This window comes from Cedecea neteri (assembly GCF_000758325.1).
GTDB classification, from domain to species: Bacteria; Pseudomonadota; Gammaproteobacteria; order Enterobacterales; family Enterobacteriaceae; genus Cedecea; species Cedecea neteri_B.
In genome coordinates this window covers 2,590,056-2,602,772 of the sequence record NZ_CP009459.1, presented here as the reverse complement: position 1 = coordinate 2,602,772, position 12,717 = coordinate 2,590,056, and the positions used below count along the sequence as shown (strand labels likewise).

The window sequence follows — 12,717 nt, the reverse complement described above, 5'->3', positions numbered from 1 at the left end:
CTATTCAGGCTAACTGACCTGAGGGATCGTTACATGGATGCATTACGCAGAAAGTGGCAAAGCCTGCCGCGCGGCATTGTGGTGCTGATAACTGCGCTGGTTATCTATATTCCGCTGTCGTTTATCGTTATACAGAGTTTTCTCTCGGCCCCCTTCTTCTCCCCATCGAAGGAGTGGAGCCTCGAATCTTTTGAATTTATCTTCACCGACTCTGATTTTTACCTGGCGCTAAAGAGCGGCTTTATTCTGGCCTTTGGCCTGGTGGTGATTGCCATCCCGCTGGGCGGCATTCTGGCTTTCCTGATGGTGCGTACTGACCTGCCGGGCAGACGCATCATTGAGCCGCTGATTCTGGTGCCTATCTTTGTGTCGCCGATGGTATTGGGCTTCGGCTACGTGGTGGCCGCAGGTCCGGTTGGCTTCTTTTCCCTATGGGCGCAGTCGCTTCTTGGCTTCGTGCCGTGGAATATCTACGACATGTCGAGCATCGTGGTGATCGCAGGCCTGACGCATGTTCCCCACGCCTATCTGTACATCTCCTCGGCGCTGCGCAGCGTAGGTTCCGACGTAGAAGAAGCCGCCCGTACCGCTGGCGCAACGCCGCTTCAGGTGATGACCGCCGTCAGCCTGCCGATGGTGCGCCCGGCAATGCTTTATGCCACCGTGTTGCTGTTCTTCCTCGGGCTGGAAGTTTTCGGTCTGATGCTCGTGCTGGGCGACCCGGAAGGCAACATGGTGCTGGCGACTTATCTCTACAAGCTCACCAATAAACTTGGGACGCCGTCCTATCATCTGATGGCTGCCGTCGCCGTGGTGCTGATTTGTATCACTATCCCGCTGGTCATGCTGCAGCGCCGCCTGATGCGCACGGCAAACCGCTTTGTCACCGTCAAAGGCAAAGCCTCTCAGGCTCGCGCCTTGCCGCTGGGTAAATGGCGCTGGGTTGCAGGCGCGGTAGTGGCGTTCTGGCTGACCGTCACCATCGGCGTGCCGCTGATCGGCGTTATCCTGCGCTCGTTTATCTCCAACTGGGGCGTGGGCGTTTCACTGTGGGATGAGCTGTCGCTCAATACCTTCCGTACTATCTGGGAACAGCCCAACCTGCTGCGGGCCATCGTCAACTCAATGGCGATCGGGGTCATCGGCGGCGCGCTGGCGGTGGTTTGCTACCTGTTTATCGGCATCGCCATGCACAGAAAGCCAGACAACGTGACCCGCTTCCTGGACTACAGCGTACTGGTACCTCGTGCCGTGCCTGGCCTGCTGGCCGGTCTGGCCTTCCTGTGGGTGTTTTTATTCCTGCCGATGTGGCTGGATAACGCTCTGAAGTCCGGCTGGCTTTCCGGTATGCCGTGGTCCCAGTGGCTGCGGGATAATCTTATCGTCTGGCTACGCTCGCTGCGCAGCACAATATTCAGCGTCTGGCTGGCCTATACCGTCGTGTGGATGGCCTATGGCCTGCGTCTTATCTCATCTACCCTGCTGCAGGTTGGGCCGGAGCTGGAAGAGGCCGCCCGCAGCACCGGGGCAAGCCGCGGGCAGATTACCCGTCACGTCACCATCCCGCTGTCGCGTTACGGCCTGATTGGCTCCTGGCTGCTGATGTTCCTGATCTTTGAGCGCGAATATTCCACCGGCGTCTACCTGCTTTCCCCCGGTACGGAAACCATCGGTTCCATGCTGGTTTCCCTATGGGCCGCAGGCGCCATCGATATTGTCGCCGCTCTTTCCTTTATTAATATTCTGTTCGTGGTGTTAGGGCTCGGCATTGCCCTTCGTTTTGGAGTGAAATTACATGATTGAGTTATCGGTCGAGAACCTGCACTTAACCTACGGCGACAACCCCGTGCTGAAAGGCGTTTCGATGGAGCTGAAACGCGGTGAAGTCGTGTCTCTGCTTGGCCCTTCCGGCAGCGGCAAAACGACGCTGCTGCGCGCCGTCGCCGGGCTGGAAAAACCTACTCAGGGCATCATTGTTATCGGCAAAAGCAACGTTTACGACGGCGCATCCCGCAAAGAGATCCCGGCTGAAGAACGTAATCTCGGGCTGGTCTTTCAGTCTTATGCCCTGTGGCCGCATAAAACCGTCTTTGAAAACGTCGCTTACCCGCTCAAGCTGCGTAAAGTAGCGACGGCGGAAATCAACCAGCGCGTACAGGCCGTTTTGGATCAGCTGGGTCTTGGACACCTCGGCCAGCGCCACCCTTATCAGCTATCCGGTGGGCAGCAGCAGCGCGTCGCGATTGGCCGCGCGCTGGTTTATAACCCGCCGGTGATTTTGCTGGATGAGCCGCTTTCTAACCTGGATGCGAAGCTGCGCGAAGAAGCCCGAGTCTTCCTGAGGGAACTGATTATCAAGCTCGGCCTGTCGGCGTTAATGGTCACCCACGATCAGAACGAAGCGATGGCCATTTCTGACCGTATCCTGCTGCTGAATAACGGCAAAATCGAGCAACAGGGCACGCCGCAGGAGATGTATGGCTCACCGCAAACGTTGTTCACCGCCGAGTTTATGGGCAGTAATAACCGCCTGAACGGTAAAGTGACTGAGGTTCGCGACGGTAAAGCACGCATTGAGGGCAGCGGCTGGGCGCTCTGGGGCAAAGCTGGGGCTGGCGTAGTGGCCGGGCAGGAAGGCACGGCGGTGATTCGTGTGGAGCGCGTACGCATTGCCGATCTGCCGGGGGAAAACGGCATGACGCTGCCGTTGCTAACTAGTATGTACCTCGGTGACCGCTGGGAATACCTCTTCCGCACCTCCGGAGATGATTTCGTGATTCGCGCCTACGGCAATGATATGCGTGATGCTCAGCCGCATCATCTTCAGTTGCCAGAGCAGCACGTCTGGATTTTCCCTAAACCCTGATCGGTTTTACACAGGTCCAAAAAGGCGAAACCTCCGCGATGCGGAGGTTTCTTTTTCTAAAGAGACAGTGATTACGCAGTAACCGCCCTGTCTTCCATGGCTTCTCGCCAGCCTCCCATCCAGTAGGACCTCTGATTCAGAGTCTGATATGGACAAATCTCTTTTGAGCGTCCGGCGATACCTGCCTGATAACCACGTTGATGTGCCCGTTCCAGGCGATCTCGTTTTTGTCTCTTCATGCCTCGTTTCCCTCATTACATTGTCTGGTGGAAAAGAAAACAGTGATTACAAAATGTGCAACCACGGATAAGCAATAACGCGAAATTCAGTGACCGTCAATGCGCAAAATTCACGCCAATGTCATATTTCCGCGATATTCTGGTTATCTTTTCGACAAAAACTGAGACTCCTCTGCGGCTAACCGGTTCAGCAAAAAAGAAAAGCTGCGACCACCCGAAGGTGAAAATCGCAGCTTTTTCGTACCAATCATTTTACCTATCAATTAAGACGTGTGAGCGCCGAAGCAATACTCTTCGCTTCCTGCTGCCAGCCCTGAGCCAGGGTTTTCACCATGGCATCGTAGCCGTCATCCTGCTGCTTCAGTTCGATATGGAACGGGCGCTTAATAATCTCGCCCTGGCGCTTCAGGAGCCACTCTCCGCTGACAATGACCTTGCCATCGTAACGGCCGTGGAAGCCGGTCACATTCACGCTCAGCGCATCCTGATCGTGGCCCAGGGGCTGGGAGGCAACCACCCAGCCTGGCAACGCGCTGCTGAGGTTACTGACCAACGCATTGCGCAGCTGCTGGTCAAGCGGGCTGGCCCAGAGGTTGCTGGTGGCAATAACATACTGCACATCGGTCGTCTGATAAACCACCCCTGTACCGGCCAGGAAATCAGGCACGGTGACCTGATCGACCCACAGTAAGTGGCTTCCAGGCTGGCTCACGGCCTGCATAGCAGGCTGTGAAGTTTGCGGCAACTGATAGTACGTCTTGCCATTGTCGCTCCCGCTACAGGCGGAAAGCGCTAAGACGGCGGCTAGCGTGAGCCACTTTTTCATGGTTGTGCCCTCTTCGGCTGCGGATCCTTTTTATCCTTCGCTTCAAATATCAGCGAGTTGCTCTTGTCGTTCAGCGTGCGCAATACCGGCTGCAGCTCGCGCAGCACCTGATCAAGACGCTGCATATCCGCCACCATCTTGTTATAGGCCGCAGAGCCAGGCTGGAAGCCCTGCATACTGCGGTTCAGCTCGCGAAGCGTTTTCTGCATATCTTCCGGTAGCTGCTGCATTGACTGGCTGGAAGTAATCTTGTTCAGATTGTCCAGCGTCTGCTGCAGGTGGCGCATGGTTTTCTGGCTTTCAGCCAGCGTATTCGTGGCCTGTTCCAGCATCGGGTTAATCGGCAGGTTGTTGATTTTATCCAGCGTCTCCAGCAGTTTTTGCTGAATTTGCGCCAGGCCGCCGCTCACCGTTGGAATAAGCGGGTAGCCCGCAATTTGAGGCAGATCGCCCAGCGCTTTCTCTTTCGGATAGAAATCGAGATCGATAAACAGCGCCCCGGTCACCAGACTCCCGGTTTTCATCGAGGCACGCAGTCCACGCTTGATCAATACCTGCAGATTGGTCGAAATATCCGCGCCATCTTCGAGCATATTTTTCAGACGTTCCGGCTCAATGCGGATCAGCACCGGAATGCGGAAATCGTCATTCAGGCTTTGACGCATTTTATCGTTGAAGAACGGAACCTGTGCCACCGTCCCCAGGCGAATGCCGCGGAATTCCACCGGCGCACCTGGCTGCAGGCCACGGACAGAATCTTTGAAGAACATCAGGTAATCGATATGGTTGGTATACAGCGAATCCTGAATGCTTTTCTGATCGTCGAACAGCTGGAAGTCAGCGCCCGTCTCAACCGGCTTGCCCCACTCCCAGCCTTCAGGCACGTCGAAGCTAACGCCCCCGCTAAACAGTGTGGTTAACGACCCCATCTCCACGCGCATCCCCTGGGCGGACATATCCACGGCGATGCCGCTATCTTTCCAGAAACGGACGTTGCTGGTAATCAGCCTGTCATTTGGCGCCGCAATAAACAGCTGGTAGCTAATCGCTCGCTTATTGGTATCAAAGGTGCTGGTTTCCACCGAGCCTACGCGGTAGCCGCGGAACAGCACTGGATCCCCAGGAGTAAGCTGGCCCGCTTTTTTACTGTCGAGCGTAATGCGAATGCCTTTGGCATCAGGTGGTGCCAGCGGCGGAGCATCCAGCAAAGCATAATTCTCAGGCTGTTCACCTTTGGTCCCCGGCTGCAGCTCAATATAGGCGCCGGACAGCAGCGTGCCGAGCCCGGAGATGCCTTCGCGCCCCACCTGCGGTTTGACCACCCAGAACACGGAATCTTTGTGCAGTAGCTTCTCCATCCCGGAATTTAGCCGTGCCTTGATTTCTACATGGTGTAGATCGTCCGTTAGCTGTGCGCTTTCCACCACCCCGACGTCTACGCTGCGGCTTTTGATGGTGGTTTTACCACCCTCAATCCCTTCTGCGTTGGCGGTGATCAGGGTCACTTCCGGCCCCTGGTGGCTGTAGTGATAAAACAGGATCCAGGCGCCAATCAGCGCCGTTACGATGGGAAAGATCCAAACCGGCGACCAGTTTTTTACCTTCTGCACTTTCGCCTCGCCGTGCTTATTTTCCATGTTCGGAAGACTCCTCATCAGTTACATCGTCAGCGCGATCCCAGGACAAGCGAGGGTCAAAGGTCATCGCAGCAAACATCGTCAAAATCACCACACACGCAAACATTAACGCTCCCATAGCCGGGTAGATATTCATCAGCCCGCCCATGCGCACCAGCGCGGAGAGAACGGCAATCACAAACACGTCGATCATCGACCAGCGGCCGACAAACTCAACAACTTCATAAATCAGGTGCATTCGCTCGCTGTCACGCCTGCCGTGCCCTTTTGCATCCCAGCACAGCCAGGCGATAGCGATCATTTTTAGCGTGGGCACCATAATACTGGCGATAAAAATCACCATTGCCACCGGATAAGATCCTTCACTCCAGAGCAGGATCACCCCGGCTAAAATAGTGGAAGGATATTTGCTGCCCAGCATTTCGGTGACCATGATCGGCAAAATGTTTGCCGGCAGATAAAGCATAATGGAGGTGACCAGCAGCGCCAGCGTCCACTGCAGGCTGTGCCTGCGGCGAACGTGACCGTGTGTCCCGCAGCGTGGGCAGACCAGCGTATCCGCCTCAACGATAGCCGTACAACAAGAGCATGAGCGCAACCCCTGTTTCATGCCCGACACGCCGACTTTTAGCGGTTGGTGTACCGGCGGCATAGGCGCAATGTCATCCCAAAGCCAGCGCCGGTCCACGCACTGGAAAGCTCGAAGCTGCAAAATGCAGAACAGGCACCAGGGAATAAAGCTGCTGCCAACGCCAATGTCCCCATAGGCCATCAGCTTCACGAAGCTAACCAATACCCCGGCGAGGAAGATTTCCGCCATGCCCCAGCTTTTCAACTGGAACAGCACGCGCGCCAGCCAGCGTTTAAGCCCAAAAGGCAATTTTGCCTGGTTGACCAACAGCAGGATGGTTATCAGGCAAAAAGCCGGCACCGCCTGGACAAAAAGCAGAAAGAAGGTACCGAGGCTGGCGTAATCCTCAGAAAACATCACGCCGGGAATTTGCATCAGCGTGACTTCGCTGCTGATCCCGGCCACCTTCATGTTGATGAAAGGAAACAGGTTAGCCAGCAGCAGCATAAACAGCCCCGCCAAAGCGTAAGCCGTTGGCCGCTGACGCGGCAAAAACCACTGCGTGACCAACGGAGTGCCACAGCGCGGGCAGGAGGCTTTGTGGCCATCCTGCAGGGCGGGCAGCGCCACCAGCAAATCACATTGTCGACACAGAATATGCGAGCGATGGTGGTGCGTGGCACACATCGTAACTCTCCTTAGATTACGAGCCGTTTTTCAGCGCTTCCAGGTACTCCCAGCGTTCAAATGCTTCTTCCAGAGCCTGTTCAGCCGCGGCCATTTCCGCCAGAACCTTTTGGGTTACATCATGCGGCTGGTTGAAGAAATCAGCATCAGCAACCTTCGCCTGCAGCGTGCCTAAATCGGCTTCAAGCTGCTCAAGCCGTTGAGGCAACTGCTCTAATTCGCGCTGCAGGTTATAGCTTAGTTTGCTATTGGCACGTTTAACAGGTTCTGCTTTTTGCGATTCGACCTTCTCGGATTTAGCCGCAGCAGCCTGACGCAGCGGCTGAGCGGAACCCTGCTGGCCTTTTGCATCATGGTAACCGCCGACATAGCGGCCAATTTTGCCCTGGCCCTCGAAGATCCAGCATTCGGTCACGGTATTGTCGACAAACTGACGATCGTGGCTGACCAGCATCACGGTGCCCTGGTAGCCATCAATCAGCTCTTCCAGCAGCTCCAGGGTTTCGACGTCCAGATCGTTGGTTGGTTCATCGAGGATCAGCAGGTTGCTTGGCTTTAAGAATAAACGCGCCAGCAGCAGACGGTTACGTTCCCCACCTGAAAGCGCACGCACCGGCGTCATCGCGCGTTTCGGATGGAACAGGAAGTCCTGCAGGTAGCCCAGCACATGGCGCGGCTTGCCGTTCACCATCACTTCCTGCTTACCTTCCGCCAGGTTATCCATCACGGTACGGTCAGGATCCAGCTCGGCGCGGTGCTGATCGAAGTAGGCCACTTCCAGTTTGGTGCCGCAGTGTACGCGGCCGCTGTCGGCCTGAAGCTGGCTCAGCATCAGCTTCAGCAGCGTGGTTTTGCCGCAGCCGTTCGGCCCTACCAGGGCGATTTTATCGCCACGCAGCACCTGCGCGGAAAAATCACGCACCAGCGTTTTACCGGCAACCTGATAGTTAACGTCTTCCATCTCGAAGACAATTTTGCCTGAGCGGCTCGCTTCTTCCACCTGCATCTTCGCGCTGCCCATCACTTCACGACGCTCACCGCGCTCGCGGCGCATCGCTTTCAGGGCACGAACACGCCCTTCGTTACGGGTACGACGCGCTTTGATGCCCTGGCGGATCCACACTTCTTCCTGCGCCAGCTTGCGGTCAAACTCAGCGTTCTGTAACTCTTCCACTCGCAGAGCTTCTTCTTTCGCCAGCAGATACTGATCGTAATCGCCAGGGTAAGAGACCAGCTTGCCACGATCGAGATCGACAATGCGGGTAGCCATATTGCGGATAAACGAACGGTCGTGGGAGATAAAGATAATGCTGCCCTGGAACTCTTTCAGGAATCCTTCCAGCCAGTCGATGGTTTCGATATCGAGGTGGTTAGTCGGTTCGTCCAGCAGCAATACGCGCGGAGAGCTGACCAGCGCCCGTCCCAGTGCCGCTTTACGCAGCCAGCCGCCGGACAACGCAGAAAGCTCGGTATCCGCTTCCAGACCAAGCTGCTCCAGCACTTCGTTAATACGGCTGTCGAGCTGCCACAGACCCTGATGATCGAGGATCTCCTGAATGCGAGCCATCTCGTTGAGGTTCTTCTCGCTCGGATCGCTCATTACTTTGTGGGAAATATCGTGGTAGGCCTTCAGGTATTCCGCCTGCTCTTCCACCCCTTCAGCCACAAAGTCATACACCGTGCCCGCAACGTTACGCGGCGGGTCCTGCTGCAGGCGAGCGACGATCAGATCCTGCTCATAAACCATGCGACCATCGTCCAGCGGGACTTCGCGGTTGAGGATCTTCATCAGCGTTGATTTGCCCGCGCCGTTACGGCCGACCAGACAAACGCGTTCGTTTTCTTCGATATGTAATTCAGTGTTATCTAACAGCGGCGCGTCGCTAAACGACAGCCAGGCACCGTGCATACTAATTAATGACATGACTATTAATCCCGGGATTCGTGAGTGACTAACCAGCAGTTATGGATCTGGCGGTTGCGCGCAAAGTCCTGCGACTGCGTTTTTTGTGTGATTTCCTGTGCAACCAGGCCCAGCTCCGCCAGACCGGCGAAGTCCATTTTGAAGCCACGTTTATTGTTGGAGAACATAATGGTACCGCCGCGACGCAGCAGGCGCTTCAGATCTTTCATCAGCGCAATGTGGTCACGCTGCACGTCGAAAGAGTCTTCCATACGCTTGGAGTTAGAAAACGTCGGCGGGTCAATAAAGATCAGATCGAACTGTTCGTCGCTGTCGCGCAGCCAGCCCAGGCAATCAGCCTGCACCAGGCGGTGGGCGCGGCCAGTTAAGCCGTTCAGGCGCAGGTTGCGCTCTGCCCACTCAAGATAGGTGCGGGACATATCTACCGTAGTGGTGCTTTTCGCGCCGCCCAGCCCCGCGTGTACCGTTGCTGTCCCGGTATAAGCAAACAGGTTCAGGAAGTCTTTACCTTTGCTCATCTGCCCCAGCATGCGGCGGGCAATACGGTGGTCGAGGAACAGGCCGGTATCCAGATAGTCGGTCAGGTTGACCCACAGGCGAGCGTCATATTCGCTCACTTCCATGAAATCACCCTTTTCGCCCATTTTCTGGTACTGACTTTTCCCTTTCTGACGTTCGCGGGTTTTTAACACCAGCTTGTTGGTCGGCAGCTCGAGCACCGCAAGCGTTGCCGCGATGACGTCAAACAGGCGCTGGCGGGCTTTGTTTGGGTCGATGGTTTTCGGGGGCGCATACTCCTGCACCACGACCCAGTCGCCGTAGCGGTCAACCGCCACGTTGTAATCAGGTAGATCGCCGTCGTACAGGCGATAACATTCAATCCCTTCCTGACGCGCCCACTTGTCGAGTTTCTTGACGTTTTTACGCAGGCGGTTGGCGTAATCTTCGGCAATCTGGCCGCTGGCCGAGGCAACGCCGGCAGGATTAGCCGCCAGCTGATAGTTTTTCTGTACACAATCCAGCGGGCCGTTTTTGGCTTTAAACTGGCGGTCGGCGCGCAGCTGCAGGCAGCTCAGCAGTTCAGGCGAGGCGCTGAACAGCGACAGATGCCAGCCGCCAAACTGGTTTTTCAGGTGGCGGCCCAGCAGGCTGTGCAGGGCGATCAGCGCTGGCTCGCTTTCCAGACGTTCGCCGTATGGCGGGTTGCTGATAACGGTTCCCGCCGGGCCTTCCGGCAGCGGATTGGTCAGGTTCGCCACATCCTTAACGTCGAAGCTGATAACGTCAGCCAGACCCGCACGGCGGGCGTTGGCACGGGCGCGTTCAATCACGCGACTGTCGTTATCTGAACCATAGAAGCGAGACTGATATTCAGTCAGGCCGCGACGGGCGCGAACCTGCGCTTCGGTCACCACTTCTTTCCAGACATCAGCATCATGCTTCGCCCAGTTAAGGAAGCCCCAGTGCTTACGGTGCAAGCCTGGCGCACGATCGGTGGCGATCATCGCCCCTTCAATCAGCAACGTGCCGGAACCGCACATAGGATCCAGCAGCGGGGTGCCGTGCTGCCAGCCGGAACGCATCACAATAGCCGCCGCCAGAGTTTCTTTAATAGGAGCCGCACCGGTTGCATCGCGGTAGCCGCGCTGGTGCAGGCCTTCGCCGCTAAGATCCAGGGCGATGCTGGCGGTATCTTTATTCAGCCAGACGTTAATGCGCAGGTCCGGCTGTTCGCGATCGACATCCGGGCGCGGCAGGTTTTTACGGGTGAAGGAGTCAACAATCGCATCCTTTACCTTCAGCGCCCCGTACTGGCTGTTGCGAATGGTTTCGTTCAGGCCACTGAAGTGCACGGCAAAGGTTGCACCCGGCCCAAACAGCGCCGGCCAGTCGATCGCCATCACGCCGAGATAAAGGTCGAGATCGCTGTAGACTTTGCATTCGCTGAGCGGCAGCAAAATGCGCGAAGCCAGGCGGCTCCACATCAGGCTTTGATAGAGTAGACGAGTATCCCCCTGGAAATGTACGCCGCCCTGAACCACCTGGCAGCCCTGGGCCCCCAGGTTTTCTAGTTCAGTTTTTAACAGCTCTTCAAGCCCACGCGCCGTACTGGCAAACAGAGAATTCATATCGTCACTTATCAGGTAAAAAGAAAATTGTGGCGCATTATAGCTAATCCGCAACGCATGTCATAAAGTTGCCCTCTTATATTTGCTTCCCACGGAGGGCGCCGTGATTACTCTGTCTCAACTCTTTATTCACCCGGTAAAATCGATGCGCGGCCTGGCGCTCTCCCACGCGCAGGCAACTATCAGCGGCCTGGCCTTTGACCGCATCTTTATGATTACCGAGCTGGATGGCACCTTTATTACCGCCCGCCAGCATCCGCAGATGGTCCTGTTCACTCCCGCATTCGTGCATGACGGCCTTTATTTATCCGCCCCGGACGGCAGCTCGGCCAGCATCCGCTTTGCTGATTTCGCCGCAACGCCGGAGCCGACAGAGGTCTGGGGCACGCACTTTACCGCTCTCATTGCGCCCGATGAAATTAATCAGTGGCTGAGCGGGTTTTTCTCCCGCCCGGTGCAGCTGCGCTGGGTTGGCGAGCAGCCCACCCGCCGGGTGAAACGCCACGAAGAAGTGCCGCTCTCTTTTGCCGACGGTTTCCCTTATTTGCTGACCAATGAAGCTTCGCTGCGCGACCTGCAAAACCGCTGCCCTGCCAGCGTTAAAATGACCCAGTTTCGCCCTAATATCGTGGTGACCGGGGCTGCCGCATGGGCGGAAGATTCCTGGAAAATCGTGCGTATTGGCGGCGTCACTTTCGACGTGGCTAAACCCTGCAGCCGCTGTATTTTTACGACGGTTAGCCCGGAGCGCGGCCTGAAACATCCGAGTGGAGAACCGCTCAAAACGCTGCAAGGTTTCCGCACCGCCCAGGATAATAGCGGCGCAGTCGATTTTGGTCAGAATTTAATTGCCCGCAACAGCGGAGTTATCCGCGTAGGTGACGAACTGGAAGTCCTGGCCCACAGGCCGGCGAATGTTTATGGCCCAGGTGAAGTAGTGGAAAGCATTAAACCTCAAGGCCAGCCTGAAAGCAGCGTCAATATTGACTGGGAAGGCACGACGTTCCAGGGCAATAACCAACAAATTCTTTTGGAACAGCTGGAAAACAAAGGGATCCGCGTCCCCTATTCCTGCCGGGCCGGAATATGCGGAAGCTGTCGGATTCGGTTGCTGGATGGCGAAGTGAAGGCGTTGAAAAAAGGCGCGATTGGCGCGGACGGCACCATTTTATGCTGCAGCTGCGTGCCCGCAGGGAATGTGAGCGTGGCGGCGCGCTAAACGGCCTGATCGAGGCTGAGGCCGCTGCTTAAAGGCTGCGGTTTCAGTCGGTCATTCATCACTTTAATGGCATCCCCAAGCTGCATAGTGCGGCCAGCTAACGTGAGCCCCTGCTGAGCAAGCAGGCAAAGAGCGGCATTATCACCGGTTTCCACCACCAGCAGGTTCACCTGCTGCATATTCTCACTTAGCCACACACAGGCACCATCTCCGATACCAGGCTGCCAACAGTCACCGTGGGAGACAAAATGCCAGCTTTTTGGCATCTGCGGCTTGAGGAAGCGAATCGCCACCAGGGCGTTGAGCACCAGCTCGGCACGCTGTTCTTTCCCTAACGGTAAATCACGGCATTTTTCTTCAAAGGAGAAATAAAGCGCCGCATCATCAACACAAAAGCCTGAATTTTCAAAGGCATCTGGAGTTAGCATTTTACGAGGAAAGCGCGAACGGAAAAGCATACCATTGGCCAAATCGAGCATCATTCGATCGTGCTCTTCATCGAAATACCAACGCCAGTTATCGTCCGGTTTTATTCGCATAATGCTTACCCTTCATTTATCCCGCTGCTGAATTGCCACTCAAATTCTTACCATATTAATAAAAGACCAATATGTTTAAA

10 protein-coding genes are annotated in these 12,717 nt (G+C 56.0%); 3 read left to right on the top strand and 7 right to left on the bottom strand.

Annotation, left to right across the window (positions count from 1 at the left end; genetic code table 11):
- The first annotated feature begins 33 nt into the window (after positions 1-33).
- Both LH86_RS12210 and LH86_RS12205 read left to right on the top strand, forming a co-directional pair.
- Positions 34-1,803 carry an ABC transporter permease gene (locus LH86_RS12210; RefSeq protein WP_008461246.1) on the top strand — a complete coding sequence of 590 codons (1,770 nt, stop codon included), beginning with the start codon at positions 34-36 and terminating at the stop codon, positions 1,801-1,803.
- Positions 1,796-2,866 (top strand): ABC transporter ATP-binding protein, encoded by a 1,071-nt coding sequence (locus tag LH86_RS12205; RefSeq protein WP_039301632.1) that lies wholly within the window; start codon positions 1,796-1,798, stop codon positions 2,864-2,866. The genes LH86_RS12210 and LH86_RS12205 overlap by 8 nt, the downstream gene beginning before the upstream one ends.
- 71 nt (positions 2,867-2,937) lie before the next feature.
- Here the strand turns inward: LH86_RS12205 and rmf are convergent, their stop codons facing one another.
- The 6 genes from rmf to rlmKL form a co-directional block, all read right to left on the bottom strand.
- Complete coding sequence (rmf, locus tag LH86_RS22095) at positions 2,938-3,105, bottom strand: ribosome modulation factor (RefSeq protein ID WP_008461244.1); 168 nt, start codon at positions 3,103-3,105, stop codon at positions 2,938-2,940.
- A 259-nt stretch (positions 3,106-3,364) separates the two neighbouring features.
- Positions 3,365-3,931 carry a membrane integrity-associated transporter subunit PqiC gene (pqiC, locus tag LH86_RS12200; RefSeq protein ID WP_008461243.1) on the bottom strand — a complete coding sequence of 189 codons (567 nt, stop codon included), beginning with the start codon at positions 3,929-3,931 and terminating at the stop codon, positions 3,365-3,367.
- Complete coding sequence (pqiB, locus tag LH86_RS12195) at positions 3,928-5,568, bottom strand: intermembrane transport protein PqiB (RefSeq protein ID WP_039301630.1); 1,641 nt, start codon at positions 5,566-5,568, stop codon at positions 3,928-3,930. Before pqiB ends, pqiC begins: the two co-directional genes overlap by 4 nt.
- Positions 5,558-6,826 (bottom strand): membrane integrity-associated transporter subunit PqiA, encoded by a 1,269-nt coding sequence (gene pqiA / locus LH86_RS12190; RefSeq protein ID WP_039301627.1) that lies wholly within the window; start codon positions 6,824-6,826, stop codon positions 5,558-5,560. Before pqiA ends, pqiB begins: the two co-directional genes overlap by 11 nt.
- A 16-nt stretch (positions 6,827-6,842) precedes the next feature.
- The gene (locus LH86_RS12185; RefSeq protein WP_008461239.1) at positions 6,843-8,750 is read right to left on the bottom strand and encodes an ABC transporter ATP-binding protein; all 1,908 of its coding nucleotides are present in this window, start codon (positions 8,748-8,750) and stop codon (positions 6,843-6,845) included.
- A gap of 5 nt (positions 8,751-8,755) precedes the next feature.
- Positions 8,756-10,879 (bottom strand): bifunctional 23S rRNA (guanine(2069)-N(7))-methyltransferase RlmK/23S rRNA (guanine(2445)-N(2))-methyltransferase RlmL, encoded by a 2,124-nt coding sequence (gene rlmKL / locus LH86_RS12180; protein WP_039301623.1) that lies wholly within the window; start codon positions 10,877-10,879, stop codon positions 8,756-8,758.
- Positions 10,880-10,982: 103 nt separating this feature from the next.
- Here rlmKL and LH86_RS12175 point away from each other — a divergent pair, with 103 nt between their 5' ends.
- Entirely contained in the window at positions 10,983-12,098 is a 1,116-nt protein-coding gene (locus LH86_RS12175; protein WP_039301620.1) for a YcbX family protein, read from the top strand.
- On the opposite strand, the gene zapC is transcribed toward LH86_RS12175, so the two are convergent.
- Complete coding sequence (zapC, locus tag LH86_RS12170) at positions 12,095-12,637, bottom strand: cell division protein ZapC (RefSeq protein WP_039291557.1); 543 nt, start codon at positions 12,635-12,637, stop codon at positions 12,095-12,097. The two genes, LH86_RS12175 and zapC, sit on opposite strands and share 4 nt — an antisense overlap.
- Positions 12,638-12,717 lie beyond the last annotated feature (80 nt).

Excerpts from the sequence above, each read along its gene's own strand:
- rlmKL (WP_039301623.1), bottom strand. The coding sequence starts at position 10,879 with ATGAATTCTCTGTTTGCCAGTACGGCGCGTGGGCTTGAAGAGCTGTTA.
- pqiA (WP_039301627.1), bottom strand. The coding sequence starts at position 6,826 with ATGTGTGCCACGCACCACCATCGCTCGCATATTCTGTGTCGACAATGT.
- pqiB (WP_039301630.1), bottom strand. The coding sequence starts at position 5,568 with ATGGAAAATAAGCACGGCGAGGCGAAAGTGCAGAAGGTAAAAAACTGG.
- rmf (WP_008461244.1), bottom strand. The coding sequence starts at position 3,105 with ATGAAGAGACAAAAACGAGATCGCCTGGAACGGGCACATCAACGTGGT.
- pqiC (WP_008461243.1), bottom strand. The coding sequence starts at position 3,931 with ATGAAAAAGTGGCTCACGCTAGCCGCCGTCTTAGCGCTTTCCGCCTGT.
- LH86_RS12205 (WP_039301632.1), top strand. The coding sequence starts at position 1,796 with ATGATTGAGTTATCGGTCGAGAACCTGCACTTAACCTACGGCGACAAC.
- zapC (WP_039291557.1), bottom strand. The coding sequence starts at position 12,637 with ATGCGAATAAAACCGGACGATAACTGGCGTTGGTATTTCGATGAAGAG.
- LH86_RS12210 (WP_008461246.1), top strand. The coding sequence starts at position 34 with ATGGATGCATTACGCAGAAAGTGGCAAAGCCTGCCGCGCGGCATTGTG.
- LH86_RS12185 (WP_008461239.1), bottom strand. The coding sequence starts at position 8,750 with ATGTCATTAATTAGTATGCACGGTGCCTGGCTGTCGTTTAGCGACGCG.